Genomic DNA, 26904 nt, shown 5'->3' with positions numbered 1-26904 from the left:
CGTAGGCGGCCGACCGACGCCGNGNNGCCCCAACGCGGCCACTGCCCCGCATCNACGTCCAGAAGAAACTCAACCGCTCGGCAGGAAGCACCCCTGCGCCGCATCCAGAGGAATCTCAAACCCTCACCGAAACCAACCCTTCCGCGTCCGAAACCTGCCGACCTCCGTCATCAGCAGACATGAGTCACCACGGAGGGAGAGGAAATCGAACTCAAGCAGCCAACAACACCGGCGGCTTTGGATAAGTCTTCTGGTAGTGCACCGTAAACGTCCTGAACGCAGCCAACGCCTTCTCAGGATCATGCCCAGGCTTGACCAAAAAGCTATCAAACCCCACACGCGCCTGATAGTGAATCGTATCGATCATCACATCCCCGATCGCACGCAATTCACCCTGCCATCCATGACGCGTCCGCAACAACTGCGCCAGCGAATAACCCCGCCCGTCCGTATAGATCGGAAAATCAATCGCAATAAATGCGAGACCCGCCTCATCAACACGGCCATCTTCGCCAATCAACTCCTGCAATTTAGAGGCAGGCGACAATAGCACCGCAACCGGATGCTGCCGCTGACGCAACGTATCGCGCTGCGCCGTCCAGAGCGCCAACGGAACAATCCATCCCGGCTCATCCGCCGGCAACGCAACTGCCGCATCAGCAGCGGTCGCCTGCGCGTCCTCACCAGCGGCCTCTTCAGCAGCCGGCGCAAAAACACGCCCATCGTTAACCTGCAATTGGCCGTGGCGAATCAGGCGGGCAACATTGTCATCCGCAGAAATGAGATCAGACATGAGCCACCTCACGAGCTGCCGGCGCGGCCTTGGCCACGGCGGGATCGGAATACACGTCGTCCTTGAACGGGGCGATACCCACGCGGTCGACGACATCAATAAAACGCTCCACGTCGCTGTCACGCAATCGCAGATAAGTCTGGATCAAACGCTCGACGACATCAGGCACCTGCTCGCGAGCAAACGACGGCCCGATGATGCGGCCAATCGCTGCCCCGCCACCCCGTGTGGACTGCAGATCCGGCAACGGTTTGGCTGCGCCATTTTGGCGTCCACCCAAAGTGACCTGGTACCACTCTTCGCCGTTCTTATCGACGCCCAGAATGCCGATATGGCCGACGTGGTGATGGCCACAGGCGTTGATACAGCCCGAGATATTCAGATCGAGCTCGCCGATTTCGAACAGATAATCCAGATTGTCAAAACGCGCCTGAATGGCTTCGGCGACCGGAATCGACACGGCATTGGCCAAGGCGCAGAAATCGCCGCCCGGGCACGAGATGATGTTGGTCAGCAACCCGATATTGGGCGTAGCCATGTTCAACGCGCGCAGTTCTTCCCAGAGAGAGAACAGCTGTGAGCGGCGCACATCGGCCAGCACCAGGTTTTGCTCATGCGAGACGCGAACCTCGCCGTAGCCATAACGCTCGGAGAGATCGGCGACGGCATCCATCTGGTCGGCGGTGATATCGCCAGGTGGCACACCTGTGGGCTTCAGTGACAGCGTCACGGCAGCATAGCCAGCGACCTTGTGGTCACGCACGTTCTTTTGCAGCCAGCGGGCAAACGCGGGGTGTGCGGCGGCATGCATTTCGGTGGGATCCGGCTCGCCCGCGACAGCGTGGTCATAGTCGGGCCACGTAAAGCGCTGCGCAATAGTGTCGACGTATTCCTGGGTCAACGTATCGGGGCCGCCCTTGATGAGTTGCCATTGCTCATCGACCTGCTCGGCATAGACCTCGGGTTTGAGTTCCTTGACCAGAATTTTGATACGCGCCTTGTACTTGTTGTCGCGTCGGCCATGCAGGTTGTAGACGCGTAATGCCGCTTGCAGATACGTCAGCAGATGCTGCCATTCGACAAACGGATTGATCAGATGGCCCACCATCGGAGTACGGCCCAGGCCGCCACCGACCCAGACACGGAAACCGAGTACGCCATCGCGTTCGACAGCCTGCAGACCGATGTCGTGCACGCCGACTGCGGCGCGGTCTTCCTCGGCGCCACTGACGGCGATCTTGAATTTACGCGGCAGAAATGCGAACTCCGGATGCAGCGTCGACCATTGGCGAATGATCTCGCACCATACGAGCGGATTGACCAACTCGTCGGGGGCAACGCCCGCAAAATGATCGGAAGTGGTGTTGCGTATGCAATTGCCACTGGTCTGGATGGCGTGCATTTGCACCTTGGCCAGTTCTGCCAGAATCGTCGGCACGTCTTCGAGTTTGGGCCAGTTGAACTGTATATTCTGGCGCGTGCTGAAGTGGCCGTAGCCACGGTCCCAGGTGCGGGCAATATGAGCCAGCGTGCGCAATTGGCGCGCGGCCAGCAGGCCGTACGGAATCGCGATGCGCAGCATCGGCGCATGACGCTGAATGTACAGGCCGTTTTGCAGGCGCAGGGTGCGGAAATCGTCTTCGGTTAGCTGACCATCAAGAAAACGCTGCGTCTGGTCGGTGAACTGCGCGACACGTTGTTCTACAAGCTGTTGATCGACAGGGTCGTACACATACATGGCAAGTTGCCCTATTGGGGCGCCCGTTGGGGCGTAATGGAACCACTGACAACAAACGACGCTTAAGGCATGACAATAAACGTCGCGGACGCAAAAGCGNGCCGCCAAGCGGCGCCGCTACATGCTATGTACATAACCGTAACAGGCGATATCCTCGGCTGTCTAAGTCATTTTTGTTATAAGAATAGAAGCTGGCCGAGGACTGATAGGGTCAATCTGTGGTGCCAGACGCTTGCGGTTGGCAGGGGGCGAACTTTCCGCTTTCAGGGTCGCGCAGGAACAACAGGCCGGTGGCGACACCAAAGTAGGCGCCGTGCAGTTCGATTTTGCCGGCTTCGACGCGTCGGCGGATCGACGGAAAGGTCTGCAGGTTGCGCAAGCTGTGTTCGACCACGGCCCATTCCAGACGCTGGACATCCACGGTGCGGTCGCCGGTGCGCGGCAGCGCATCGGCCACGGGTGTGATCTGCGACATCCATTTGCCGACAAAGTCGATCTTGGTCAGCGGTTCGGCATCATCGAACACCGCACGCACGCCGCCGCATGAGGCGTGGCCGAGCACGACGATGTGCTTGACGTTCAGCGCATTGACGGCGAATTCGATGGCTGCACTGGTGCCGTGATAGGACGAGGACTCGGCATCGCCCTCGTAGGGGGGGACCAGATTGGCCACGTTGCGGATGACGAACATCTCGCCGGGGCCGGCGTCAAAGATGACCTCGGGTGACACTCGAGAATCACAACAGCCGATCAGCAGGATTTCGGGATTCTGGCCTGATTCGCCCAGGTCTTCGTAGCGTTTGCGTTCGTTGTGAAAGCGGCCCTCCAGAAAAGCCTGATAGCCGTCAGTAAGTCGTTTGGGGAACATAGAACATCCTTGTTGTTATGGCGCACGCACGCCGTTATTTTCCCACAGCACGCTTACAACTAGCCTGCAGTCAGTCATGTCCCCAGTTATTGGGCCTGGATTTCCTTGGCGCTAAAACGGGTGAAATCCGTCGTGGTCGGCGTCTGGGACTGCCAGCTGTCGCCTGGGGCGAGAGGGGTATCGCGGCGGCCTGTGACGCGGCCGATTTCCTTGCCCTGGGCGTCGTATAGCGCATAGGTGACCGACAGGCCGGTGATGGCGGTATCACGATGATTGGAGACCGTGCTGGTAATGATCCAGACGCCGTCGGCTTGGCGAGTGGCGCCCAGGTCCTGGATCGATACGCCGTGCGGCAGGCTGCTCTGTGCTGAAGCGCCGATGCTGCTCAGGGATAACAGCAGGGAGGCGAGATACTTTCTCATGGCAATCTCCTCGCCGCGGGAGCGGCTGGGTTCTTGCCGTAAGTTAAGGGCGGCCCGCCGATGATGCAATGGCCGATTGTGTGAGGAGTTTGCTATTTGCAATGCTCCAATGGCGGGCGCGGGGAGGTTGCTATACCGTCGCGACAGGTGTCACCGGTGAGCCGACCGCGTGCGGCAGCCGCAACGGCGGCGCGGTCAGCATGAAACGGTGCCGGCCGTTGCTATGCAGCCATTCGGCCAGATCCTTCAGGTACCACAGCTCTGCCAGGGGCAGGCCCAGTTTGAACAGGCAGTGATGATGCAGTGGCAGCATCGCGCGGGGGCCTTGGCGGTCACGGGCGGGATAGGCCTCGACGGCATAGTTATCGGCGCAGATGGCCGTGATGCCGCTGTCGGTGATCCATTGCAGCAACGCTGCATCGGTGCCGTCCAAGGCTGCACCATAGGTGTGCAACACGTCGGCGTCGGGCTGGCCGGCCATCTCGATGATTTTTTCTGCGTAGCCGGTGCGCAGGACCAGCATGTCGCCGGATTCGATCGTGATGTTGTCGGCCTGTAAAACTTGCATAAGCTCGGCATGGCCGATCAAGGTGCGTCCGGTACCGAAGTGGCGGGCCAGATCGACCAGCACACCGCGCCCTTGGATACCTTTTTGCGCCAGGTTTTCGATACCGAGCTTCAGGGCTGCCGAAGGACCGCCGCTGTTGCAGCCGCAGCCGGCATGGTCGCCGTCGGCCGGCCCGACGATGTCTACGCCGGCGCGGTAGCCGTTGTAGTAGCAGAGCTCGGCGCGGCCGTCGCCGTCCGCATCGAACAGGGCGCCGACGTGTGCCAGGGAATCCCATTGGGTGGAGTACTGCATCGACAGCAGCACCTGGTCGTCGCTGAGGACGTCCACCGCGTCAGGGTTCAGATTGCGCAGCGGAAAGTTCAGGTAAGGCGTGTCTTGCAATCGCGTGGGGCTCAACTGCGGCGGATGGCGCCGCGGGTTCAGGACGTTGCCGCCGGGCAGATCCAGGGGCAGCGACAGGCAGAACGTTTTGCCTGCCTGGATTTCGCGAGCGCCTTTGAGGACCTGAGCTTCGGTCAACAGATTGAGCCGGCCCAGTTGATCATCGGGGCCATAGTCGCCCCAGTTCGAGCCCTCGGGGCGTTGTTTCCAGCGTTGCATAGACATGCCTCCCTGACTGGTTTATGCCGTGAGAAAGTCGACAAGCGCACGCGTGTAGGCTTGCGGTTGCTCCCAGTTGGCAATGTGCGAGGTGTTCAGTTCCACGTACTGAGCGCCTGCGATACCTGCCTGGAGTTCGCGGCCGTTTGCCGGCGTCGTCGCGGGGTCCTGGGTGCCGGCGATGACCAGGGTGGGAACCTTGATCTCGGACAGGCGCGCCCGCAGATCGGCATCACGCAAGGCCGCGCAGTTGGCGCTGTAGCCTTCGTTGGAGGTACGGCGCAGCATGTCGACCAGCACTTGGGTCAAGCCCGGCTGGGCGGCGCGGAAATCGTCCGTCAACCAGCGTTCGACCAAACCGGGCGCCATGTTTTCCAGGCCATTTTGCGCGACGGCCTCGATGCGGCTGGTCCAGCCTTCGGCGCTGCCAATGCGGGCAGCCGTGTTGGACAACACCAGCTTGCGCACGCGTTGTGGATGATCCAGTGCCAGTTGCAGGCCGGTGGGGCCACCCATCGACAGGCCGCAGAAGCTAGCCTGCTCGATATTCAGATGATCGAGCAGTTCGGCGACATCGCCCGCCAGTTGCGAGAACGTATATTCGCCCGCTGGGACGGATGATTTGCCGTGGCCGCGCGTGTCGTAGCGCACCACGCGAAAGTGTTGCGACAACTGCGGGATTTGGCGCGCCCACATGTCGGAACATGTGCCGAGTGAGTTGGAGAGCACCAGCACGGGCGCATCGGCAGGGCCGTCGATGACGTAGTACAGGCGGGCCTGGCTGAGATCAGCGTAAGACATATGAAAAATCCTGGGTGCTGTGGAAAGCGTGTCGGGCAATAGTCGATGCGTGCGGACTACAGCATCAATTCGCCGCCGACGTAGGCTTTGCGCCAACGTGTGATGGTGACGCGTTCGAACAGGTCGGCCTGGGCAAATGGATCTGCCGCAATAAAGGCCTCGGTTTCCGCACGGGTATCCAGATCGACCACATAGAGCCCACCGCCTGCATCGGAGCCATCGTCATTGAGCTTGGCGCCGCAAGCCAATAGCAGCGCTTTGTTGGCCGCCAGGTATTCCAGGTGGGCCGGGCGGTGTGCCTGGCGCACGGTTTGATGGTTCGGCTTGTCGAAGGTTTCGATGATGTAAGGCATGTGGGGCTCCGTGGTCGGTGGATTTAGATGGCCGAGGGGTGACGCGCCAGTGCCGTGACCTGAATATCCATGTACGGGAACAACGGCAGCGACGACAACAGTTGATGCAGCTCATCATTGTTTTCGACGTCGAAAATGCTGACGTTGGCGTAGCGGCCCACGACGCGCCACAGGCTGACCCATTTTCCATCGCGTTGCAGCTGTTGCGCCAGGGCTTTTTCGTCGGCCTTGAGTTTGTCAGCGCGCTCGGCAGGCATGTCTACGGGCAGGTTTACTTGCATTTGGACCATGAATAGCATGGCAGACTCCAATTAAAAACGTTTGATGCTGACTTATTGAGCGAATTTCAAAGGCAGGCCGGTCAGGCGCAGCAGCTCGTCGGCTGTGATGTCGCCGAACATGTCGATGACTTTGACCTCGCCATTGCGGATGTCAAAGACTGCCACGTCGGTATAGACACGCGAGACGCAGCGCACGCCGGTCAGCGGATAGGTGCACTCGGCAACCAATTTGCTCTGGCCATCGCGGGTGAGTAATTCCATCATCACAAAGACGTCTTTTGCGCCGATGGCCAAGTCCATCGCGCCGCCCACCGCGGGGATGGCATCCGGTGCACCGGTGTGCCAGTTGGCCAGATCGCCGTGTTGCGAAACCTGAAAAGCGCCGAGCACGCAGATATCCAGATGGCCGCCGCGCATCATGGCGAACGAATCGGCATGATGAAAGAACGAGCAGCCCGGCAACTCGGTGACGGGTTGCTTGCCGGCATTGATGAGGTCGTAGTCTTCTTCGCCTTTGGCGGGGGCGGGGCCCATGCCCAGCATGCCGTTTTCGGTGTGCAGGAGGACTTCGCGGTCGGTGGGCAGGTGATTGGCGACCAGCGTGGGCAGGCCAATCCCGAGGTTGACGTAGGCGCCTTCGGGAATGTCTTGCGCAACGCGGGCGGCAATCTGGTCGCGGTTCAGTTTGGTGCTCATTGTTGTTGCTCCTAGGCCGCCGGGGCGATTTTCACGACGCGTTGAACAAAGATGCCGGGGGTGACGACGGTCTCGGGGTCGAGTTCACCGAGTTCGACGGTTTCACGGACTTGAGCGACGGCGATGCGTGCGGCGCTGGCCATGATGGGGCCAAAATTACGTGCGGTTTTACGGTAGATCAGGTTGCCCCAGCGATCGCCGCGCTCGGCCTTGATCAGCGCGTAGTCGGCGTGCAGGGGGTATTCCAATACATAGTGGCGGCCGTTGATTTCGCGGGTCTCTTTGCCCTCGGCCAGTGGCGTGCCGTAGCCAGTGGGCGTAAAGAACGCGCCGATCCCGGCGCCTGCTGCGCGGATGCGTTCGGCCAGGTTGCCTTGCGGAACCAGTTCGAGCTCGAGCTTGCCGCTGCGATACAGGCCGTCAAACACTTGCGAGTCCGATTGGCGCGGGAACGAGCAAATGATTTTGCGTACACGGCCGGCCGCCAGCAATGCCGCCAGGCCGGTCGTACCGTTGCCTGCGTTGTTGTTGATGATGGTGAGATCTTTGGCGCCCTGTTCCAACAGGGCATCGATCAGTTCCATGGGCTGACCGGCGGTGCCGAAGCCTCCAATCATGACGGTGGCGCCGTCAGGTACGTCCGCCAAGGCGGCCGCCGCATTTGCAACGAGCTTTGAGATCATGGGGTGAGTCCGCAATAAAAAGGGCGTGTCATAATTTGTTCTTAATTAGAACTTTCGTTCTTTTGAAGAACATCGTTTCATGGTGACCGGGAGGTGTCAAGGCGGCAGCGCCAAACGTCTCACGGGGTGGATATCCGGATTTGCGCGGACAGGGTTACAGATATGGAAAACACTCAACAACCCAGTGACAGCTATGTGCAGTCGTTTGCACGCGGGCTGTCGGTGATCAGGGCATTCGGGCCGCAGCGGCCGCAGATGACCTTGTCGGAGGTTGCTGCGGCGTGTGGGCTGACGCGCGCGGGCGCGCGCCGTATCTTGTTGACCCTGGAGCACCTGGGCTATGTCGCTGTCGAAGGACGTCAGTTTTCCTTGACGCCGCGCATCCTGGAGCTGGGCTACTCCTATTTGTCGGCCACGCCCTTGTGGGATTTGGCCTTGCCCTATATGGAGGAAGTTGCCGAGGCGACGCGCGAATCGTGTTCGGTGTCGGTACTCGACGGCACGGATATCGTGTACATCCTGCGCCTGTCCATGCACAAGGTCATGAGCATCAATCTGGCCGTTGGCAGCCGCTTGCCCGCGTGGGTGACCTCGATGGGCCGTGTGCTGCTGGCGGGCTTGCCTGCCGCGGAACAAGACCGGGTACTGGCGGCCAGCGATATTCGGGCGCATACGGCGCACACGGTCACCAGCCTGGCCGAGTTGAAACGCATGCTGGCGCAAGTCCGTGCCGATGGCTATGCCTGTGTGGTGCAAGAGCTCGAGCCCGGTTTGCAATCGGTGGCCGTGCCCATCATGGATCGCACGGGCCGCGTGATTGGCGCGATGAACGTCAGTGGTCATGCAAACCGATACTCGCGCGAAGCCATGCTGGAGGCGTTTTTGCCGCCATTGCGTCACGCCGCGGATCAGATCAACCAGGCACTGCGGCGCCGTTAATGTTCGAGGCGCAGGCGCGGACGTCGGACGGCCCTGCGTCGCCGCGTGTGCGGCGTCGCGATGCAACGCCACGTACGTGACGCTGCGATATCTCTCGCGCAGCGCGGCATCGGGGGATGTCCGCGCGTACGTGGAGTCGCTGGGCATGGTGGCGGCCATGTGGCTGATCAATCAGATCGGCGCGACGCCGAGCGTGGTGCCGCCACATACATACAGCATCTGTCCGGTCACAAAGCCATTGTCGGGCGATAGAAAGAACATCGCAGCGCGCGCGACGTCTTCCGGTGTGCCGAGGCGTTTGACGACAATGCTGTTGATGATGCGCTGCGTTTGCGGGGCGCCATCGGGATTGCTGTTGCGGAACAGGTCAGTGGCAATCGGGCCCGGGCCGATCGCATTGACGGTGATGCCGTCGCCACCCAACTCCATGGCCAACGTGCGCGTCAGGCCCACCAGGCCAGCCTTGGTGGCCGAGTACACCACGCGATCGGGCTTGCCCAGCGCAGCGCGCGACGACATATTGACGATGCGGCCAAAGCCGGCCTCGCGCATGTCGGGTAATACGGCCTGTACCAGAATCATTGCGGTGCGCAGGTGGAGCGCGACGACATAGTCCAGGTCCGCCAGCGTGGCCGTATCGGCGGTGCCGGGGCGCGTCGCGCCTGCGTTGTTGACCAGGCCAACGATGGCGTGATCACGCGTGGCCTGAGCGGCGGCAGCTTTGGTTTGTGCTTCGTCAGTCAGATCGGCCTGGATCGATACCAGTCCCTCGGGCGCGCTATCGGGCAGGCGATAGTCGATGTTGACGACGCGGTGTCCAGCGTCGAGCAGAGCCCGCACAATAGCGGCGCCGATGCCGGCGCTGCCGCCGGTGACGAGATAAGCCTGGGGTTTCATAGTGGATTCCTCGGATCGGTCAGTGGGTCAGAATGCCCCAGCTCAGCACGGCGATGATCTCGATGATGCCGACCCAGATCATCATGATCACGGTGTAGCTCATCACGTCGCGCAGCTTCAGTTTCGACAGCGCCAAGGCCGGCAGAATCCAGAACGGCTGAACCAGGTCGTTCCAGGAGTTCCCCAGCATGACGGCCATCGAGGTCTGGCTGATCGAGCTGCCGATTTCCTTGGCGGCGTCGATCATGAAGGGGCCCTGGATCATCCAGTGGCCACCGCCCGAGGGCGCGAAGAAATTGATGAAGAACGAACTGATCAGGCCCCAGAACGGCAGCGTACCCGGCGTAGCCACGTCAACAAAAACGTGCGAGATGGTGTTCACCAGACCCGAGCCCGCCATGATGGCCATGATGCCGGCGTAGAACGGATACTGCAGAATGATGCCGGAGATCGTCTTGATGCCGTCATTCAGTTTGGCCACATAGGCGGCCGGCGTGCCCAGCAGCAATACACCCAGAAACAGGATAAAGAAGTTGATCAGGTTCAGGTCCAGCGAGCCGCCGTCTACGAAGTGAAACACGACGTAGGCCATGCCGAGCAACCCGATCAACAGGCTCAGGATGCGGCTGTTGTTGAGCTTGGAAGCAATGGTGTTTTGTTCGATCAGGTCGCTGCCTGGCGCGGGCTCGGTCGACTTGTCGATGGCCGGATCGACTTCGACGACTTTCTCGCCGGCGCGGGGATGCAGCCAGGCGTTGAGCAAGGGCAGCGTGACGATGATGATCAAGCTCGTGATCAGCATGGGCGCGGAGAAAATCGTTTCCGACAGCGGCACCGTACCCATCTGATTGACCAGGGGATGGCCGGGCGTGGCAACCAGCACCGGGATGCTGGCAGACAGGCCCAGGCCGTACATGGTAAAGCCGCTATAGGCCGCGGCGATGATCAAGGGGTAGTGCACGCCTTTGACTTTCAAGGCCAGTTTCTTGGCGACGATACCGCCGATGACCAGGCCAAAGCCCCAGTTCAGATAGCTGCCGATGCCGCCCACCAGCGTGGCCACGATGATGGCTGTGCGAGGCTGATGCACATGGCTGACGATACGGTTGAGCAGGCGATCGGTGAGCGGCGCGGTGGCCAGCACGTAGCCCATGGCCAGGATCACGGCCATTTGCGTCGTGAACGCCAAGAGGCTCCAGAATCCTTTGCCCCATTCACGGGTGATCTGGCCCAGGCTCTGACCCTCGATGCCCATGGCCATCAGCACCGTCAACAGCGTCAGCGCGATGGCGAACACAAAAGGATCGGGCAGATACTTGCGCATCAGCTCCGTAAAAAAGGACGTTAATTTATTCATGCTGCCTCTCCAACTCGCTCCGTAAGGCGTACTTAAAGGCAGAACCGATCATCAGGCGCTACAGGGCGTCCTGGATGCAAGGGTCTGCCGGGATTACATAAATCGATATGAGGGACAAGCCTTTACTGGGCTTGTCGTGTGTTCAGCCAGGCCACTAATTCACCCAGGGCTGCGCTTTTGTCGCGCAGTACTTGTTCGCGGCGCTCCGGCGGCCAGGCATAGAAACCCTGGCCGGTCTTGGCGCCGAGTTGACCGGAGGTGACTTTCTCTGTGAGCAATGCCGAGGGCGTGGTGCGGTTTTCCAGATCGGCGTACAGGTAGCTCGCAATGGCATGATGGACATCAATGCCGTTCATGTCGCGCTGCTCCAGCGGCCCGGACAGTGCCAGGCGGATGCCCAGGCTCCATTTCACGACTTCGTCGATGTCTTCGGCGCTGGCGATGCCTTGTTCCAGCAGCGAGATGGCTTCGCGGGCGAGGGCGTGTTGAATGCGGTTGGCGATAAAGCCCGGGATATCGCGATTGACCAGGACGGGGCGTTTGCCGCCGAATCTCAGCGTTGCCATCACACGCTCGACGGTTTCGGCCGAGGTGTCGTCATTGCGTACGACTTCGACCAGAGGGATGACATCGGCGGGGGTAAAGAAGTGCGTGCCCACAAAACGATCTCGCCGTGTTACGGCCTGGGCAATGGCGTTGATCGACAGGCCCGAGGTATTCGTCGCGAAGATCGTTTCGGGTTTGCAGAGCGTGTCCAGGCGAGCGAATGTGTCGCGCTTGAGCTCCAGTTTTTCCGGAATCGCTTCGATGACCAGGTCGCAGGCGCAGGCGGCCTCGAGGCCGGGATCCATGCGAATGCGGCGCCGTGTTTCGGCGATCGCTTCGGGGGCGTAGACGCCGAGTTGTCGATCAATGACACCGGCCGCGCGTTCGAGCGCGCCGGGTACGGGGTCGATCAAGACGACCTCAAGTCCTTTTGCTGCAAACAGGGCAGCGATGCCGCTGCCCATGGCGCCTGCGCCGACGACGGCCAGGCTCTGGATAGGAAAATCCATGTCGAAAGGCTCCGGAAGGCTCGCGCTCGGTGATGGGCGCGTCGGAGCACGTCTCATCCGAATACTGTTCCAGGCGCGGGCCAGGAATCATTGTTGTTCTATATACGAACATTTGTGCGTATATAGAATTTATTTAGGGATAGTACTAAGAATTTCGGGCGGACGCCAATGGGTCGGGATCGTCAGGGGCACGGCGATCATCAGAAGGGTCGAGCAGGCCGCCGGTGCGGGGCAACAATTTCATAAGCTAGAATTGCTAGCTATTCTCATTTAGATTGGTGGCCCTGCATCGGCCAGAACGAGTTGTCTATGAAGTTATCGATACTGTCTTTGTGCTGCCTGCTGGGCACAACCTGCGCTCATGCGCAAACTCCTGCTGCGGGTCAAATGCCGGGCACGCAGTTGGTGGGCGAGACGGTGGTGGACCATCCGTCCGAGTGGTATCAGTTTGAACGGCACCAGATCGACTCGGCCGATGGCAAGCGGCACTACCGCATCGAGATTTCGATTCCTCGCGCCGCCGTGCCGGCAGCAGGCTATTCCGTGCTGTACATGTTGGATGGCAACGCTGCGATGGCGACGTTGAAAGACGCGGACTTGGCGGCGCTGTCGCGCAGCGGGCATCCGCCTGTGCTGGTGGCGATTGGTTATGACGTGCCCACGCGCAACGATGTGGTGTCGCGCGCGTTCGACTACACGCCGCCCACATATGAAAATGGCCAGCGCGTGCAGCAAGAAGACGACCGTGGACGCGCCGGCGGCGGTGCCGATATTTTTCTGGAATACATCAAGGCGTCCATCAAGCCTCTGGTGCAGTCGCGCGTCAAAGTGGATCCGCAAAAGGAATACTTGTGGGGCCACTCCTATGGCGGGTTGTTCACCTTGCACACCTTGTATACGCAGCCGAATACCTTTGCACGCTATATCGTAGGAGACCCGTCGGCATGGTGGAATGATGGCGTGCTGGTCCGGGAGTGGCACGCGTTTGACGCGAATCAGGCGGCGGGCAAACGCATTGCGATTCTGGTTGGCACCAAGCCTCGCGATCCGAATCGGCCGATGCCGAATCTGCCGCGTGCAACGCCCGGCCGTGCGCCTATTGAAAACCCTCGTGCCGTCATCGGCGATATGGCGGATGGACTGCGCAAGGGCGGTGGCGATGTTACCTATGAGACCTTCCCGCAATATGGGCACGGCGAGATGATCCGTGTTTCGCTGGAGCGTGCATTAGAGGTTGCTGTGCAACCTTGAGGCGATGGGCGAAAGGCAGACGAGTCGGCACGACTGCCGGCATGTCTGTCCTTCGCGCGTTTGTCTGGATCGATGCGCGCTCGCCCTCGCTGACGCTAGGGGCGCGTTTCGATCATCCCGAGTTGCGCAGCCCCGCCGAGATGCCGTTGATGGTCAGGTGAATCGCACTGCGCACGCGTTTGTCGGGTTCTATTGCACCATCCTGTTGCGCGGCACGATAACGGCGGATCAGATCGATCTGCAGATAATTCAGCGGATCGATGTAGGCAAAGCGTTCGCGCAGCGAGGCCTGCAGGGCCGGGTTGTCCGCCAGCAGTTCCCGCTGTGTCAATAAACGCAGCATGGAGACAGTACGACCATGCTCTGTGCTGATCTGATTGAAAATGCGTTCGCGTAGTGCGCGGGCGGGCAACAGTTGTGCGTAGCGCGCCGCGATGGCCAGATCCGATTTGGCCAGCACCATCTCCATATTGGAGAGCAGGGTACGAAACGCGGGCCATTCGCGCGCCATCTCTCGCAATTGAGCGAGCCGGGCACGGCGCGAACGAGGCGCGCCGGTCGCGCCGGTCTCGAGATAGGATTCGATGGCAGAGCCCACGCCGTACCAGCCGGTCAGCATGAGACGGCATTGCGCCCATGAGAACCCCCATGGAATGGCGCGCAGCTCATCGATGTGCTGACCTTGTTTGCGCGAGGCAGGACGAGAGCCGATGTTCAGGCCGGCGATTTCCGTAATCGGCGTGGTCGCAAAGAAATACTCTGCAAAGCCGGGTGTTTCATAAACGAGGCCGCGATAGCTGCGTTGCGCCGTGTCCGACATGAATGACATGGCTGGTCCGTAGTGCGCCATATGGGCGTCTTCGGCACTGGCGGCAGCGGCACGAGGCGCCAGCGATGACTCCAGCGTGGCCGCCACCAGCAGTTCAAGGTGCCAGCGGCCTACCTCGGCGTCCTTGTATTTGCTCTGGATGACCTCGCCTTGTTCTGTCAGGCGCAGTTGCCCGGCGACAGTGCCCGGCGGCTGTGCCAGGATGGCATCAAAGCTCGAGCCGCCGCCACGGCCCACCGAGCCGCCGCGCCCGTGAAAGAGCCGCAGCCGCACGCGGCGCGCGCTGAACACATCGACCAGGGCGCGCTCGGCTTGATAGAGCGACCAGTTCGATGTGAGAAAACCGCCGTCCTTGTTGCTGTCGGAATAGCCCAGCATGACTTCCTGCGTGTCGTTCTGCGCATGTTTGACGCGCTCTCGCACCTCGGGCAGGTCCAGCCACGCCGCCATGATCTCGGGACCGCGTTCCAAGTCAGGAATGGTTTCGAATAACGGGACAACCATCAGGCCATCCTGGGGCTCGATGTTCTGATCGGGCGCCGTCGTCAAGCCGGTTTCTTTTTGCAGCACCAGGACCTCGAGCAGGTCGCTCAGGGTCTCGGTGTGCGACACAATCGTTTGCTGCACCGCTTGTTTGCCATAGCGTGCGCGGCCTGCGGCGGCAGCGCGCAAAATGGCCAACTCGCGCGTCGTTTCCTCGCTGTAGGTGATCCAGGGCGATGCCAGAGGCCGGGCCTGGGCCAATTCGGATCGCAGCAACGCCACGCGTGCGTCTTCGTCGAGTTGGCTGTAATCGACCGGCTTGCCATCGTGCTGTGTGCCGGCACGGGTGAACAGTTCGGTGAGCACACGTTCATGCACGTCTGAGCTTTGACGCAGATCGACCGTCGCCAGATGAAACCCGAAGACCTCGACGGCCTGCTGCAAGCCGCTCAAATGCAGCCGGGCGATCGGCGCGCCGTGGTTGGCAGACAGCGATGAAGCAATAACGGCCAGATCGTTGGCCAGCTCGCGCGGTGCGTTGTATGGCGGCGCCGGATGGGTGACGCGGCGAGCCAGATCGCGGCCGGTCAGTTGCTGAGCCGTCGCTGCCAGGCGGGCATAGATGCCTACCAGCGCGCGGCGGTAGGGCTCGTCCCGGCGGTGAGCCGAATCATCGCCGCCGGCATCGGCCAAAGTCCGCAAGTCCGAGTCCGCATCGATCAGCAGCGTGGTGATCGACAGTTCTGCGCCCAGCGCATGGACCTCTTGCAGATAGTATTCAAACAGCACGGTGGCCTGTCGCAATAATGCGAGTTCCAGCGTGCTTGCATCGACATTGGGATTGCCGTCGCGATCGCCGCCGATCCAGCTGCCCATGCGTAGAAAAGGCTCCAACGGGGCCGGTGGCGCGGCAAAGGGCTTGACCGGGTCGCGCGCCAGCAGGCGGGACAGGTCCGAGTACACCCGCGGGATGACGTTCAGGAACGTGCTGCGGTAGTACGACAAGGCATTCTCGATCTCGTCGGCCACGGTCAGCCGTGTGTAACGCAGCATGCGCGTTTGCCACAGTGTGGCGATACGCCCCAGCAGGACCAGGTCCAGATCGGCGATCTCCTGGCCAGTCAACGGCCCCTCGCGCTGCATGAGCGCTGTTGAGATTTCCCGGTGCACGTCCAGAGTGCTCTTGCGCTGCACTTCGGTCGGGTGGGCTGTCAGCACAGGCATGAGGCAGGCCTCGGACAGCAAACGGCGGATGTGAGCGGGGCTGACGCCCTGCGCCTCCAACAGGCTGACGGCCTCGCGCAGGCTGCCACGCGCCGGCGCCTCGCTGGCCAAGGCGTGCTCGCGTTGCGCGCGGTTCTGGTCGCGATCTTCGGCGATATTGGACAAATGCAGGAAATAACTGAACGCCCGGGCCACTGAGTTCGGATCGTTGCCGCGCAGCCGTTTCACCCGTTGTTCCAGCAGCTTGCCATCGGCCTTGTTGCCCTCGCGCCGAAAGCGTACGGCTGTGCGGCGCAGGGTTTCGATCGTGTCGAACACCCGTTCGCCCTCACAGGCTTGGATGACTTCACCTAACAAACGCCCCAGCAATCGGATATCGTGACGTAAGGGTTCAGCAGTATCAGACTGCGGGCGGATGGCTTTCATAGGCAGGTGATCCGTCGGGCAAAGGGTGAGTTGAGAATTCGGGCCGATCGCAAAAACAATGAGGCTATGGATGCAAATCATTTTACGCAGCATCCGTGGCAAATAACCCTATTCTGGAAATGGGATATTTGGGCGTGGTGTTGCGCTGATTTTGCTCATCCTGTTGCCGTTGGTTGGCGCGTGGTGTCATACATGCTGCGCCACGTGTTGCGGTACAGTTTCTGCTCGGGCGCTTTGCCCGGTAACGAATTTGAAAGTGTTTATGCAAAATCATCAACGACGCGCACTGGTCCTGTTTTCCGGCGGCCAGGACTCCACGACTTGTCTGGCCTGGGCGTTGGATCGCTATGCCCACGTCGAGACGGTTGCGTTCGACTATGGGCAACGCCATCGCATCGAGCTGGATGCGCGGCTGCGTGTGTTGAGTGAGTTGCGGGCGCAGTTTCCCGATTGGGCGCAACGTCTGGGCGAGGATCATTTGTTGGATCTACGGGTGTTGGGCCAGGTCGGCGATACGGCAATGACCAGCGACCGCGCCATCGAGATGCAGGAAAACGGCTTGCCCAATACCTTCGTGCCTGGACGCAATTTGCTGTTCCTGACGCTGGCTGCCGCATTGGGCTATCGCCGTCAATTAGACGTACTGGTGGGCGGCATGTGCGAAACCGATTTTTCGGGCTATCCAGATTGCCGTGATGACACGATCAAGGCGCAGCAGGTCGCATTAGGCCTGGGCCTGGGCTCGCGCGTGACGATCGAAACGCCATTGATGTGGATCGACAAGGCAGATACCTGGGATCTGGCACAGCAACTCGGCGGCCAGGCGCTGGTCGATATTGTGGTCGAGCAGAGCCACACCTGCTATCTGGGTGAGCGTGGCGCCCGCCATGCCTGGGGCTATGGTTGCGGGACGTGTCCCGCATGCGCGTTGCGCAAAGCCGGTTGGGAGCGTTGGCAGGCGCGATAAGCGTCAAGCAAACCGTCTTAGTAAAGACGCTGATTGCAATGTCCCCGCTGAAGCTGATATGTTTAAACCTAAACTATCTTGCCGGCGCATGTAGGTCGTGGTCGTGGCGGTAAGTGTTCAGGTGGTTCTAACGCTGATCTTTAGCCAGCCTCAGAGGGACTTTCGACATGAATACTGCCGCCGGCGCGCAGCCTTGGCATCCGTCATCCCGTACGACGTATACGGTGCTTTTCGTGTGTTTTCTGGCCATCCTGTTCGAGGGATACGACGTGGGCGTCATGGGCGCCGTGCTGCCGTCGATGGCCGATGACCGCAACTGGAATCTGACGCCGCTCGAGTTGGGGGCGCTCAGCAGCTATGCCTTGGTCGGGATGTTCTTTGGCGCTTTCATGGTGGGCACCTTGAGCGAAATGCTGGGCCGGCGCCGCATGCTGCTGCTGTGCGTCTCGGTATTTTCCTTGACGATGGTGGGCGCGGCGTTGGCGCCGACGCCTTGGTTTTTTGGGGTGATGCGCTTTATTGGCGGCCTGGGGTTGGGCGGTGTGATCCCGGTGGCAGCGGCATTGACGGTGGAGTATTCGCCCGTGCATCGCCGCAGCTTCAACTATGGGCTGATGTACTCGGGGTATTCGATTGGCATTCTTTGCGCTGCGTTGATCGCGATGTGGTTGTTGCCCTCCATGGGCTGGCGCGGTGTGATCGGATTGGGAGTGGTTCCATTGATCCTGGTCCCCTTCATGGCGCGCCTGTTGCCCGAGTCGATCGAGTATCTGCAGGGATGCGGCCGTATCCAGGAGGCTCAGGCATTGGCGGCGGCAAAGGGCGAGGGCGTGTGGCGCCAGCCTGATGCCGGCTTGTCAACGCAGGCACGTACGTCGTGGCGCGAGGTGGTCAAAATCATCTTCTCCCGTGACTACATTCGCGCGACGGCGTGTTTCTGGATCGCTCTCTTTTTGGGTTTGCTGCTGGTCTATGGCCTGAATACCTGGCTGCCTTCGATCATGCGTAAAAACGGCTATGACCTGGGCTCCAGCTTGTTGTTCCTGGTGGTTTTCAGCCTGACTTCGGCAGTGGGCGGTTTGTTTCTAGGCAGTGTGGCCGACAAGCTGGGCGTGCGCGGTACGGTGGCCGTGTTTTACCTGATAGGCGCGGCGGCGATCGGCGCGTTGCTGTTCGGTAATTCGCTGGTGATCAACTACACGCTGGTGGGCTTGGCGGGCGTGGGCAGCGTGTCCGCATCGTTGATTTTGACGGGCTACATCGCGGGCTATTATCCGGCGCATATCCGTGCTGCCGCCACAGGCTGGGCACTGAGTTTCGCTCGCGTTGGTGCGATGGCCGGGCCCATGGTCGGGGGCTACGTGGCAGGCTCGGGGTTGAGTTTCTCGTGGAATTTCATGGTGTTCGCGGCGGCTGCTCTGGTCGCGGCAATCGCGGTAATCCTGTTGCCGGGAACCAAGCGCAAGGCCCTCGCTGTCGGGGACGTCACGCCGGCAAAGGCCTGATGATTTTGCGATGCCAGGCGCACCATGACAGTGCTCAGGTCTGCCGTGCCTGGCTGCGGTGGGCCGTGCGTCCAAAGCGCAGATACAGCCATACAGACGCCCCTAGAATCACGCTCGATAGTATCAGCGAGACGGTCATGGCAGCGCGTGGTCCCTGCCAGGCAATCAACTGCGCGTAGGCAACGGGCGCCGCAGCGGTCAATATAAAACTGGGGACCAGCAGGCGGCCGACCAGCGTGCCGTAGATGCGATAGTCGAACAAGGCCAGGGGCAATGTTCCGCGCGTAATCGTGAGCAGGCCATTGCATGCGCCATACAGGCAGGTATAGATAGCGGCCGCCACAGGATGGCTGGCTGCCAGGCCGGCCAGAAAGCACCACGGCATGACGATCGTCGTCAACAGATTCAAGGTCAGTGGCGGCAGGCGCGCGCCGAACAACAATTCCAGCAGGCGTGCGCTGACCTGGCCGATTCCCCACAGCGAGGCTATACCCACCACCACCGATGCCAGCAATCCCAGATCCGTCAGCATCGCAATCATATGCGTGGCGTTGGCCGCTGTCAGAAAAGTGGTCAGCATGGTGATCACGGCATAGAGGCTTTGCGCCAGACGCTGGTCGGCACGAGTACGGGCCAGCCCCTCATGCTGTGTCGAGTGGGTATCACCGGTGTAACGAGCGCGAGGCAATATCCAATACAAGGGCAGCGTCAGCAGCGACAGGCCCGCATAGACCAGCACCGCACCGCGCCAGCCCAGCAGTTGCGCCAGCCATTGGCCAACGGGCCACATGACGGTCGAGGCCAACCCGCCGAACAGTGTGATCTGCGACATCGCCCGCCGGGCTTGCGGCCCGCCGATGCGCGCGAGTGTCGCGAAGGCGGCATCGTAGAGCGATAGCCGCATGCCTATGCCCAGTGCAACCCAGGCTGCGTAGTACGGCAGGGTCGAATGGGAAAGCGACAACAGGGCGCAGCCTATCGCCGTCAGTATCGCGCCCACGGGCATGACGCGTTGGCCACCCCAACGGTCAATCGCGCGCCCAGCGGCAGGCGAGGTGAGGGCCATCACGATGATGGCCAGCGAAAACCCGCCAAACAGACGCGCGGCGCTCCAGCCCAGATCGGCCTGCATGGCAGGCCCGAAATTGCTGATCAGGTAAAACGACACGCCCCAATTGATGAGCTGGGTGACGCCCAGGCACATGACGGCCCGGGTAGCAATGACGGGTGCCATGATGTCAATCTAATGGTGCAATCTCTGGATCACGCTGATCGCCGTCGCCCAGAGCGCGCTGCATCAGGACCGTGTCTCGCCATTGTCCAAATTTGTAGCCCACCGATCGCAGCGTACCCACTGGATGAAAACCCTGGCGGGCATGCACTGCCAGCGAGGCGGCGTTGCGGCTGTCGCCCACGACCGCCAGCATCTGCCGCCAGCCGCCGGCCGTGCATCGCTCCACCAACTCGGCGAGCAATCGGCCCCCTATGCCTTGGCCGGCGATGCCGGGTTTGACATACACCGAGTCCTCCACTGTGTAGCGATAGGCCGGGCGGGGCCGGTAGGGTGTCGCATAGGCATAGCCGACGATTTCGCCATCGCGCTCGGCCACCAGATAAGGCAGGCGTTGGGCCAATACCGCCTCGCGCCGGGCATGCATGTCGGTGAGCGTGGGCGGGTCGAGTTCAAACGAGGCGGTGCCATGAGAGACGTGATGGGCGTAGATGGCTTGGATCGCGGGCACATCGTCGGGGGTGCTGTCGCGCAGAATCAAGGCGGAGGAATCGGTCATGTTCGGGTACGGGAAGAACTGTGCGGACCAAGGGATTATGAGTCCGTTGGGGTACGTACAGTGTGCGGCAGGAACCAGTATTAATAAAGCTTTGGTTTATTATTCAAAGCATAAGAAATTCTTTGGTTTTCAAGAGCGGCGATGTTTTTCAAGAGCGACCCATGCGTGGCCTGAATCTGGATCATCTACGTATTTTTCTGGATGTGATCGAGCTGGGCAGCTTTTCCGCTGCGGCAGACAGGCATGGGCTGACGCAGCCCGCAGTGAGCCTGCAGGTGCGCCAACTGGAGCGCCGCTATGGCTTGCGCCTGGCCGAACGCGTCGGCAAGCGGGTGACAGCGACGGCGGCAGGCCGGGATCTGCTGGCACACATCCGCGCGATTGATGCCGCCGTCGAGCAGGCCGAGCGCAGCATGCAGGCGCACAGTGCCCAGGTGGTGGGCCGCGTGCGTTTGGGGACGGGGGCGACCGCGTGTACGTATTTGCTGCCGCCCCTGCTGGCGGATTTGCGGCGGCGGTTTCCGGCCTTGGAAATCGTGGCCAGCACCGGAAATACGGCGGATGTGTTGCGCGGCATTGAGGCGAACACCCTGGATATCGGTTTGGTGACCTTGCCCGCGTCAGGCCGTATGTTTCAGGTGACGCCGGTGCTGGAGGACGAGTTCGTGGCGATTTTCCCGGGTACAGACAAGGTCCCGGCCGCCATCACGCCGCAGGCGTTGGCCGAGCGACCGGTCGTGCTGTTCGAACCGGGCGCCCGTACGCGTGAACTGGTGGACAACTGGTTCGAGATGGCAGGGGTGCAGGCCCGGCCCACAATGGAATTAGGCAGCACCGAAGCCATGAAGGAGCTCGTCGCGGCGGGCCTGGGATGCGCCATCTTGCCGGCGCTGGCGGTTCCCAAACGGCGCGAGTCAGCCCTGCAAGTCAGGTCTTTGACGCCCCGGTTATCGCGCACTCTGGCAGTGGTGTTACGCAGCGATAAGCCGCTGCACCGCGGACTGGCACAGCTGCATACGGCGCTTTTGGCGTTGCGCCAGGGGCACGGCTGAATGCAGCCTCCCGGCGATCCGGCGTATTATTGACAACTTTGCGAACTTTCCCCGTCCGAGAAACACCATGCCGCAATACCGTTCCCGTACTTCCACCCACGGCCGTAACATGGCCGGCGCTCGCGCTCTCTGGCGCGCCACCGGTATGCAGGACGGCGATTTTGGCAAACCGATTATTGCGGTAGTGAACTCGTTTACGCAGTTTGTGCCGGGCCACGTGCACCTGCGCGATCTGGGCGCTCTGGTCGCCAAAGAGATCGAGGCTGCCGGTGGCGTCGCCAAAGAGTTCAACACCATCGCCGTGGATGACGGTATCGCCATGGGTCACGGCGGTATGTTGTATTCGCTGCCCTCGCGCGAGTTGATCGCGGATTCGGTCGAGTACATGGTCAATGCGCACTGCGCTGATGCCATGGTGTGTATCTCGAACTGCGACAAAATCACCCCGGGGATGTTGATGGCCGCGATGCGGTTGAATATCCCGGTGGTCTTCGTATCTGGCGGCCCCATGGAGGCTGGCAAGATCAAGTCGCCGACCGACGGTAAAGTCATTGCCAAGATCGACCTGATCGACGCCATGATCAAGGCCGCCGATCCCAAAATCACTGACGCCGAGGCCGAGCAATACGAGCGCAGTGCCTGTCCGACCTGCGGATCGTGCTCGGGTATGTTTACCGCCAATTCCATGAATTGCCTGACCGAGGCGATCGGCTTGGCCCTGCCCGGCAACGGCACGATTGTGGCCACGCACGCCTGGCGCAAGGGCTTGTTCGAACAGGCCGGCCGTCTGGTGGTGGATCTGTGCCGCCGCTATTACGAGCAAGACGACGCGTCGGTTTTGCCGCGCAATATCGCGACCAAGAGCGCCTTCCAGAATGCCATGACGCTGGACGTCGCCATGGGCGGTTCGACCAATACCGTGTTGCACTTGCTGGCTGCGGCTCAAGAGGCCGGCGTGGATTTCAATATGGTCGATATCGACCGTATCTCGCGTAACGTACCCTGCCTGTGCAAGGCGGCGCCTGCGACGGACAAGTATCACATCGAAGACGTGCACCGTGCCGGCGGTATCCTGGGTATTCTGGGTGAGTTGGCGCGTGCGGATCTGCTGGATCTGAGCTGCGGCAACGTGCACAGCGGCACGCTGGGCAATGCGATCGAGCAATGGGATATCAACGGTGGTGCTGGCGAGGCGGCGCAAAAGTTCTATCGCGCAGCGCCTGGCGGCATTCCTACGACGGTGGCATTCAGTCAGGACGTGACTTATCTGACACTGGATCTGGATCGTAAATCGGGCTGCATCCGCGACAAGGCCAACGCTTATTCGAAAGACGGCGGCCTGGCGGTGTTGTACGGCAATCTCGCACCCAAGGGCTGCATTGTCAAAACGGCTGGCGTGGACGAGTCTCAGTGGGTGTTTACGGGCCGCGCGCGTGTCTTTGAAAGCCAGGATGATGCGGTGGAAGGCATTCTGGGCGACAAGGTGGTGGCAGGCGATGTCGTGGTGATTCGCTACGAAGGCCCGAAGGGTGGACCGGGGATGCAGGAAATGCTGTATCCGACGTCTTATCTCAAATCCAAGGGATTGGGTAAGACCTGCGCGTTGTTCACGGATGGCCGTTTCTCTGGCGGTTCGTCGGGGTTGGTGATCGGGCACGCGTCGCCTGAGGCGGCCGAGGGTGGCAATGTGGGTCTGGTCGAGGATGGCGATACGATCGAGATCGATATTCCCAATCGCAAGATCCATCTGGCGATTGCCGAGGACGAGCTTGCGAAGCGTCGTGCGGCTATGGAGGCGCGTGGCGACAAGGCGTGGAAGCCTGTGGATCGTCAGCGGGTGGTGTCGCAGGCGTTGCAGGCTTATGCGGCGTTGGCGACTTCTGCGGATCGTGGGGCGGTGCGGGATGTGTCGCAGTTGAAGCGTTGATACTGCTGTTGATGCGTTAATGCGTTAATGCATTGATGTTGTTGGGCAGGCGTGGTTCTTGAGACGTCCCGGCCGGTTGCCGTGGGCCGCACCGGCCTAATCGNANCGGCTCGGCGCAAGACCAGGCGCCGAGGTCCCGCTACGCGGGGCTGCCCGATCCTCAAAAGGCCGGCGCGGCCCACGGCAACCGGCCGGGACTCGCAGTAACGGCTGACCGAGAATGTATATGCCGGTTGTGGGGATTTTTCGAGCGGGTTCTGGTTTCTGATGCGCCGATTTTTTGATGCCGTGCACATGTTTGAAAGCATGTGCACGGCATTGATTTTTGTATCGCTGCTAAATCACCGACGCCATACCGCCATCCACTGGGATGATGGCGCCTACTACATAGGCTGAACGTGGGCTGGCCAGGAATAGGGCGACGTCGGCGACTTCTTCGGCTTTGCCGTAGCGGCCCAGGGGGATGCGGGCCTGGCTGTCGGCCAGGGCCTGGTCGCGCGAGATGCCTTGGCGTTGGGCGTCGAGTTCCAGGACTTGTTCGACGCGTTGCGTGAAGGTCGGTCCGGGGTTGATGCCGTTGATGCGGATGCCGTAGCGGGCGTAATGGGCGGCCAGGCCTACCGTTGACAGCATCAAGGCGGCGTTGGCCGAGCCGCCGGCCAAATGGGTGCTGGTGGGGCGCTTGCCGCCGTTGCCGATGATGTTGACGACGATGCCGTTAGTGGCGCCTGCGGGGCGGCTGGCGGCACGCTCGCGCATGCGGGTGAGGACGGCGTCTTGTACATGGATGTAGGGGAAAAATTTCGCATCCATGGCGGCGCGCCATTTGCCGGCGTCCAGGTCTTCGGGCTCGTAGCGGCGGGCGGCGCCGGCGCTGTTGATCAAAATGTCGATCGGGCCGATCTCGGCCTCGATGCGTGTAATGGTCTGGGTGGTGGCTTGTGGGTCAGAGAGGTCTGCGGCAAAGGTAGCGACGTTGTGTCCGCTCGCCTGTAATTGAGCTCGAGCCTGTTCGAGTCCCTGTGGGTCGCGCGCGATGATGGCGACGAACGCGCCCTCGGCAGCAAATGCGTTGGCGACGGCCAGGCCTATGCCTTTGCTGCCGCCTGTGACTACTGTGACTTTGCCGTTCAGTTTCAGGTTCACCTGGTGCTCCGCGAGATATGGACGATGCGGTTAACGATACTGCATCACGCAAATGTCTGTTCCATCTCCCGGCGGAACTGCACCGCGGCGGATTTGTCGTCGAATTCGACGTCGTGCCAGCGGATGGGTTGTGATTGCCGGACAGGGTTTTTCAGTTTGACTTTGTGTGCGAGGCCTAGCGGCAGATAGCCGTCCGCGACGGAGTCGCGAGCGGGCATCAGCCGGCCGTAAACGGTATAGCCGCCTTCGCCGTCGAGTTCTTGGCCGACTGCCAGGTCGCGTTTGGCGGTCGCGACGACATCGCCGTGCCAGCCGGTTGGGGATCCGGTCGGCTCGTGACGTAATCCGACGCTGGCCACGCTGATGCCCAGCTCGAGGCCGATCAGGTGGTAGGGTTTGTACATGGCTGCGTAATTGCCGCTGGGATCGGTCAGCAGGCCATATTCCTTGAAGCAGCGCCGGACGTAGTCGCTATCGGCTGCCAGCGTGACATAGACGCCCCAGCGCAGGTCGCGAAATACGGGGCGGCCATCGCGCTCCAGAGATGAGATGACTTCGACCTGACCGCGGTGGTGCAGCATGCCGCCTTCTTCCCGTGGGCGCAGTACGCGCGGCAGGTCGTCTACGCCGCAAGGCGGGAAGTGCAGTCCCGATGGGGCTGGCAGCAGGCCAGTGGCGTTAGAAACGGCCGCCATTTCGATAGCGCTCTTGGTGCCGTCCAGAAAGCTGTTGAACATCTGGGCGTTGAAGTCGCCCGCCGCCACCATCTCATCGGTGAATCCGTAGTAGGGCCATACGGTGTCGGGGGTGGAGGTGTGGAACTCTGGCAAATACTTGGTGCCTTTGCCGGCGGCGATGACTTCAAAGCCGCTTGCACGTGCCCAGTCGACCATATCGCAGATCAGGGCGGGTTGATCGCCATAGGCCAGTGAATACACGATGCCTGCTTCGCGTGCGCGGCGTGCCAGCAGCGGGCCGGCCAAGGCGTCGGCCTCGACGTTGACCATGATGATGTGTTTGCCGTGTTCGCAGCAGGCGAGCACGTGTGCGATGCCTCCGGCGGCATGCCCCGTGGCGTCGATGACGATCTGTATCTCTGGACTGGCGATCACTTCCAGCGCATCGTCGCTGAAATAGACCCGGCGTGATCGCGCCGCGTCGGGCAGGCTCTCTGCGTGCAGCGCGTCGGGGGGCCAGCCTACTCGTGTCAACGCTGCGCGAGCCCGGGAGGGCTGCAGGTCTGCGACGGCGACGAGTTGAATGCCAGGGGTACGCCGGGCTTGGCTCAGAAACATGGAGCCAAACTTGCCGGCTCCGATGAGCGCGACGCGCAAGGGTTTGTTGTCGGCCTGGCGTTGTTTGAGCAGGCGGTGCAGATTCATTGCTGCGTCTCCTTCGCGGATTGGGGCGTGGGCCGTCGGGGGCGCGGCCCATCAATCTGGTGTCAGGAATGTCGGCGGTGCTGCAGATGGCAGCATAGCGGTTTTCCGTGACGGATAGCTGAAGAATTTGCTGCCGGTGCTCGGCCGGGATCGCCTCAGGCGTCGGCGGTATAGAGCTCGCCGGCGAGGACGTTGCGCCAGTTTGCCCAGGTGAGGCGGGGGCGGCCGGTGATGTGCTGGTTGTACGGGGCGTCGTACAGGATGTGTTTCCATTTCGGACGGACGGCGCCGGTGATTTCGGGCTTGTCGTCGATGAGGAGGTCGCCTTGGACCAGGGTTTTATCTTTCGTCAAAATCAGACGGTTGGTTGCCTCGCGGCCTAGGTGCTTTTCTACCCATAGGTACTTTTCCGCGACGCAGTTTTCGAATTGAGATAGGGGGGATGAGCAGATGCGGACGTCCATTCCTAACGCCAGCAGTTCTTTGAGGGCGTCGATGGCGCCAGGGACGGGCGGGAGACTGCGTATGAAGCCGGGGGCGGTGTAGATGGCTTCGGCGCGGGAGCGTAGTTCGGGGGGGTAGTTTTGCAGGATGTAGAAAGAGGTGCGGTCTTGGTATTCGACGGGGGGGATGTCGGGGTATTGCTCGCGCCAAGCGGTTACAAAGCCGTGCTCGAAGTCAGCTAGGACGCCGTCTTGATCTAGCAGGATTAGCATGGGAGTGGCAGCGGGAATATCAGAGGGGGATTGATTTTGCCATGACGTTGCGCTGAAGGGGCTTTTTGCATGGCGAGGTGTTGTTCTTTTGGCGTCGAGGAGGGGCAGTGGCCGTGTGCGGGCGCCACGTGATCGGTCGGCCGCCTGCGCGT

General features: G+C 61.2%; 25 protein-coding genes. 6 read left to right on the top strand and 19 right to left on the bottom strand.

Features of this window, described 5'->3' with window-relative positions; all coding sequences use genetic code 11:
- Positions 1 to 211: 211 nt before the first annotated feature.
- The 10 genes from ACNA0J_RS10405 to ACNA0J_RS10360 all read right to left on the bottom strand — a co-directional run bounded on the left by ACNA0J_RS10405 (position 212) and on the right by ACNA0J_RS10360 (position 7806).
- The gene (locus tag ACNA0J_RS10405; protein WP_415818789.1) at positions 212 to 793 is read right to left on the bottom strand and encodes a DUF934 domain-containing protein; all 582 of its coding nucleotides are present in this window, start codon (positions 791 to 793) and stop codon (positions 212 to 214) included.
- Positions 786 to 2531, bottom strand: a complete 1746-nt coding sequence (locus ACNA0J_RS10400; RefSeq protein ID WP_415818788.1) for a nitrite/sulfite reductase — start codon at positions 2529 to 2531, stop codon at positions 786 to 788. The genes ACNA0J_RS10405 and ACNA0J_RS10400 overlap by 8 nt, the downstream gene beginning before the upstream one ends.
- A gap of 211 nt (positions 2532 to 2742) precedes the next feature.
- Positions 2743 to 3399 (bottom strand): carbonic anhydrase, encoded by a 657-nt coding sequence (locus ACNA0J_RS10395; protein WP_415818787.1) that lies wholly within the window; start codon positions 3397 to 3399, stop codon positions 2743 to 2745.
- A gap of 86 nt (positions 3400 to 3485) precedes the next feature.
- A complete protein-coding gene (locus tag ACNA0J_RS10390; protein ID WP_415818786.1) occupies positions 3486 to 3821 on the bottom strand; it encodes an FxLYD domain-containing protein in 336 nt (111 codons plus the stop codon).
- 130 nt (positions 3822 to 3951) lie between these two features.
- Entirely contained in the window at positions 3952 to 4992 is a 1041-nt protein-coding gene (locus ACNA0J_RS10385) for a cyclase family protein (RefSeq protein ID WP_415818785.1), read from the bottom strand.
- A 21-nt stretch (positions 4993 to 5013) separates the two neighbouring features.
- Positions 5014 to 5793, bottom strand: a complete 780-nt coding sequence (gene pcaD / locus ACNA0J_RS10380; RefSeq protein WP_415818784.1) for a 3-oxoadipate enol-lactonase — start codon at positions 5791 to 5793, stop codon at positions 5014 to 5016.
- 56 nt (positions 5794 to 5849) lie between these two features.
- Complete coding sequence (locus ACNA0J_RS10375; protein ID WP_415818783.1) at positions 5850 to 6146, bottom strand: YciI family protein; 297 nt, start codon at positions 6144 to 6146, stop codon at positions 5850 to 5852.
- Between the two features lie 23 nt (positions 6147 to 6169).
- On the bottom strand, positions 6170 to 6445 hold the full coding sequence (gene catC, locus ACNA0J_RS10370; RefSeq protein ID WP_094823793.1) for a muconolactone Delta-isomerase: 276 nt from the start codon (positions 6443 to 6445) through the stop codon (positions 6170 to 6172).
- Positions 6446 to 6478: 33 nt separating this feature from the next.
- A complete protein-coding gene (locus ACNA0J_RS10365; RefSeq protein ID WP_415818782.1) occupies positions 6479 to 7123 on the bottom strand; it encodes a 3-oxoacid CoA-transferase subunit B in 645 nt (214 codons plus the stop codon).
- 11 nt (positions 7124 to 7134) lie between these two features.
- On the bottom strand, positions 7135 to 7806 hold the full coding sequence (locus ACNA0J_RS10360; protein WP_415818781.1) for a 3-oxoacid CoA-transferase subunit A: 672 nt from the start codon (positions 7804 to 7806) through the stop codon (positions 7135 to 7137).
- Positions 7807 to 7968: 162 nt separating this feature from the next.
- Here ACNA0J_RS10360 and ACNA0J_RS10355 point away from each other — a divergent pair, with 162 nt between their 5' ends.
- Positions 7969 to 8745, top strand: a complete 777-nt coding sequence (locus ACNA0J_RS10355; RefSeq protein WP_415818780.1) for an IclR family transcriptional regulator — start codon at positions 7969 to 7971, stop codon at positions 8743 to 8745.
- A 171-nt stretch (positions 8746 to 8916) separates the two neighbouring features.
- Here ACNA0J_RS10355 and ACNA0J_RS10350 read toward each other — a convergent pair whose 3' ends face one another.
- The 3 genes from ACNA0J_RS10350 to ACNA0J_RS10340 form a co-directional block, all read right to left on the bottom strand.
- Positions 8917 to 9642, bottom strand: a complete 726-nt coding sequence (locus ACNA0J_RS10350; RefSeq protein WP_415818779.1) for an SDR family NAD(P)-dependent oxidoreductase — start codon at positions 9640 to 9642, stop codon at positions 8917 to 8919.
- Between the two features lie 19 nt (positions 9643 to 9661).
- The gene (locus ACNA0J_RS10345) at positions 9662 to 10999 is read right to left on the bottom strand and encodes a short-chain fatty acid transporter (protein ID WP_415818778.1); all 1338 of its coding nucleotides are present in this window, start codon (positions 10997 to 10999) and stop codon (positions 9662 to 9664) included.
- A gap of 122 nt (positions 11000 to 11121) precedes the next feature.
- Positions 11122 to 12054, bottom strand: coding sequence for a 3-hydroxyacyl-CoA dehydrogenase family protein (locus tag ACNA0J_RS10340; RefSeq protein WP_415818777.1), 933 nt, complete (start codon positions 12052 to 12054; stop codon positions 11122 to 11124).
- Positions 12055 to 12363: 309 nt separating this feature from the next.
- Here ACNA0J_RS10340 and ACNA0J_RS10335 point away from each other — a divergent pair, with 309 nt between their 5' ends.
- Positions 12364 to 13305, top strand: a complete 942-nt coding sequence (locus ACNA0J_RS10335) for an alpha/beta hydrolase (RefSeq protein WP_415818776.1) — start codon at positions 12364 to 12366, stop codon at positions 13303 to 13305.
- Positions 13306 to 13417: 112 nt separating this feature from the next.
- Here ACNA0J_RS10335 and ppc read toward each other — a convergent pair whose 3' ends face one another.
- Positions 13418 to 16267 carry a phosphoenolpyruvate carboxylase gene (gene ppc / locus ACNA0J_RS10330; protein ID WP_415818775.1) on the bottom strand — a complete coding sequence of 950 codons (2850 nt, stop codon included), beginning with the start codon at positions 16265 to 16267 and terminating at the stop codon, positions 13418 to 13420.
- 262 nt (positions 16268 to 16529) lie between these two features.
- On the opposite strand from ppc, the gene queC reads away from it, so the two are divergent.
- Positions 16530 to 17234, top strand: a complete 705-nt coding sequence (queC, locus tag ACNA0J_RS10325; RefSeq protein ID WP_415818774.1) for a 7-cyano-7-deazaguanine synthase QueC — start codon at positions 16530 to 16532, stop codon at positions 17232 to 17234.
- A 167-nt stretch (positions 17235 to 17401) separates the two neighbouring features.
- Positions 17402 to 18739 (top strand): MFS transporter, encoded by a 1338-nt coding sequence (locus ACNA0J_RS10320; protein ID WP_415818773.1) that lies wholly within the window; start codon positions 17402 to 17404, stop codon positions 18737 to 18739.
- A 34-nt stretch (positions 18740 to 18773) separates the two neighbouring features.
- Here the strand turns inward: ACNA0J_RS10320 and ACNA0J_RS10315 are convergent, their stop codons facing one another.
- Both ACNA0J_RS10315 and ACNA0J_RS10310 read right to left on the bottom strand, forming a co-directional pair.
- The gene (locus tag ACNA0J_RS10315) at positions 18774 to 19973 is read right to left on the bottom strand and encodes an MFS transporter (RefSeq protein WP_415818772.1); all 1200 of its coding nucleotides are present in this window, start codon (positions 19971 to 19973) and stop codon (positions 18774 to 18776) included.
- Positions 19974 to 19977: 4 nt separating this feature from the next.
- The gene (locus tag ACNA0J_RS10310; protein WP_415818771.1) at positions 19978 to 20529 is read right to left on the bottom strand and encodes a GNAT family N-acetyltransferase; all 552 of its coding nucleotides are present in this window, start codon (positions 20527 to 20529) and stop codon (positions 19978 to 19980) included.
- Between the two features lie 161 nt (positions 20530 to 20690).
- On the opposite strand from ACNA0J_RS10310, the gene ACNA0J_RS10305 reads away from it, so the two are divergent.
- Together ACNA0J_RS10305 and ilvD are read left to right on the top strand one after the other, a co-directional pair.
- Entirely contained in the window at positions 20691 to 21581 is an 891-nt protein-coding gene (locus ACNA0J_RS10305; protein ID WP_415818770.1) for a LysR family transcriptional regulator, read from the top strand.
- A gap of 67 nt (positions 21582 to 21648) precedes the next feature.
- Complete coding sequence (gene ilvD, locus ACNA0J_RS10300; protein ID WP_415818769.1) at positions 21649 to 23508, top strand: dihydroxy-acid dehydratase; 1860 nt, start codon at positions 21649 to 21651, stop codon at positions 23506 to 23508.
- 336 nt (positions 23509 to 23844) lie between these two features.
- Here the strand turns inward: ilvD and ACNA0J_RS10295 are convergent, their stop codons facing one another.
- The 3 genes from ACNA0J_RS10295 to ACNA0J_RS10285 form a co-directional block, all read right to left on the bottom strand.
- Positions 23845 to 24654: an SDR family oxidoreductase gene (locus ACNA0J_RS10295; RefSeq protein WP_415818768.1), complete on the bottom strand. Its 810-nt coding sequence runs from the start codon at positions 24652 to 24654 to the stop codon at positions 23845 to 23847.
- Positions 24655 to 24698: 44 nt separating this feature from the next.
- Positions 24699 to 26036: an NAD(P)H-dependent oxidoreductase gene (locus ACNA0J_RS10290; protein WP_415818767.1), complete on the bottom strand. Its 1338-nt coding sequence runs from the start codon at positions 26034 to 26036 to the stop codon at positions 24699 to 24701.
- A 155-nt stretch (positions 26037 to 26191) separates the two neighbouring features.
- On the bottom strand, positions 26192 to 26752 hold the full coding sequence (locus ACNA0J_RS10285; protein ID WP_415818946.1) for a 5'-3'-deoxyribonucleotidase: 561 nt from the start codon (positions 26750 to 26752) through the stop codon (positions 26192 to 26194).
- Positions 26753 to 26904: the final 152 nt, after the last annotated feature.

The sequence above is a fragment of the Bordetella tumbae genome (assembly GCF_965139195.1).
In the GTDB taxonomy this organism is placed as follows: domain Bacteria; phylum Pseudomonadota; class Gammaproteobacteria; order Burkholderiales; family Burkholderiaceae_B; genus Bordetella_A; species Bordetella_A tumbae.
The sequence above is the reverse complement of the archived record's forward strand: the minus strand, read 5'-3'. Positions and strand labels throughout refer to the sequence as shown.

Bases quoted from the DNA above. Each gene is read 5' to 3' on its own strand.
- ACNA0J_RS10405 (WP_415818789.1), bottom strand. From the start codon at position 793: ATGTCTGATCTCATTTCTGCGGATGACAATGTTGCCCGCCTGATTCGC.
- ACNA0J_RS10400 (WP_415818788.1), bottom strand. From the start codon at position 2,531: ATGTATGTGTACGACCCTGTCGATCAACAGCTTGTAGAACAACGTGTC.
- ACNA0J_RS10395 (WP_415818787.1), bottom strand. From the start codon at position 3,399: ATGTTCCCCAAACGACTTACTGACGGCTATCAGGCTTTTCTGGAGGGC.
- ACNA0J_RS10390 (WP_415818786.1), bottom strand. From the start codon at position 3,821: ATGAGAAAGTATCTCGCCTCCCTGCTGTTATCCCTGAGCAGCATCGGC.
- ACNA0J_RS10385 (WP_415818785.1), bottom strand. From the start codon at position 4,992: ATGCAACGCTGGAAACAACGCCCCGAGGGCTCGAACTGGGGCGACTAT.
- pcaD (WP_415818784.1), bottom strand. From the start codon at position 5,793: ATGTCTTACGCTGATCTCAGCCAGGCCCGCCTGTACTACGTCATCGAC.
- ACNA0J_RS10375 (WP_415818783.1), bottom strand. From the start codon at position 6,146: ATGCCTTACATCATCGAAACCTTCGACAAGCCGAACCATCAAACCGTG.
- catC (WP_094823793.1), bottom strand. From the start codon at position 6,445: ATGCTATTCATGGTCCAAATGCAAGTAAACCTGCCCGTAGACATGCCT.
- ACNA0J_RS10365 (WP_415818782.1), bottom strand. From the start codon at position 7,123: ATGAGCACCAAACTGAACCGCGACCAGATTGCCGCCCGCGTTGCGCAA.
- ACNA0J_RS10360 (WP_415818781.1), bottom strand. From the start codon at position 7,806: ATGATCTCAAAGCTCGTTGCAAATGCGGCGGCCGCCTTGGCGGACGTA.
- ACNA0J_RS10355 (WP_415818780.1), top strand. From the start codon at position 7,969: ATGGAAAACACTCAACAACCCAGTGACAGCTATGTGCAGTCGTTTGCA.
- ACNA0J_RS10350 (WP_415818779.1), bottom strand. From the start codon at position 9,642: ATGAAACCCCAGGCTTATCTCGTCACCGGCGGCAGCGCCGGCATCGGC.
- ACNA0J_RS10345 (WP_415818778.1), bottom strand. From the start codon at position 10,999: ATGAATAAATTAACGTCCTTTTTTACGGAGCTGATGCGCAAGTATCTG.
- ACNA0J_RS10340 (WP_415818777.1), bottom strand. From the start codon at position 12,054: ATGGATTTTCCTATCCAGAGCCTGGCCGTCGTCGGCGCAGGCGCCATG.
- ACNA0J_RS10335 (WP_415818776.1), top strand. From the start codon at position 12,364: ATGAAGTTATCGATACTGTCTTTGTGCTGCCTGCTGGGCACAACCTGC.
- ppc (WP_415818775.1), bottom strand. From the start codon at position 16,267: ATGAAAGCCATCCGCCCGCAGTCTGATACTGCTGAACCCTTACGTCAC.
- queC (WP_415818774.1), top strand. From the start codon at position 16,530: ATGCAAAATCATCAACGACGCGCACTGGTCCTGTTTTCCGGCGGCCAG.
- ACNA0J_RS10320 (WP_415818773.1), top strand. From the start codon at position 17,402: ATGAATACTGCCGCCGGCGCGCAGCCTTGGCATCCGTCATCCCGTACG.
- ACNA0J_RS10315 (WP_415818772.1), bottom strand. From the start codon at position 19,973: ATGGCACCCGTCATTGCTACCCGGGCCGTCATGTGCCTGGGCGTCACC.
- ACNA0J_RS10310 (WP_415818771.1), bottom strand. From the start codon at position 20,529: ATGACCGATTCCTCCGCCTTGATTCTGCGCGACAGCACCCCCGACGAT.
- ACNA0J_RS10305 (WP_415818770.1), top strand. From the start codon at position 20,691: ATGCGTGGCCTGAATCTGGATCATCTACGTATTTTTCTGGATGTGATC.
- ilvD (WP_415818769.1), top strand. From the start codon at position 21,649: ATGCCGCAATACCGTTCCCGTACTTCCACCCACGGCCGTAACATGGCC.
- ACNA0J_RS10290 (WP_415818767.1), bottom strand. From the start codon at position 26,036: ATGAATCTGCACCGCCTGCTCAAACAACGCCAGGCCGACAACAAACCC.
- ACNA0J_RS10285 (WP_415818946.1), bottom strand. From the start codon at position 26,752: ATGCTAATCCTGCTAGATCAAGACGGCGTCCTAGCTGACTTCGAGCAC.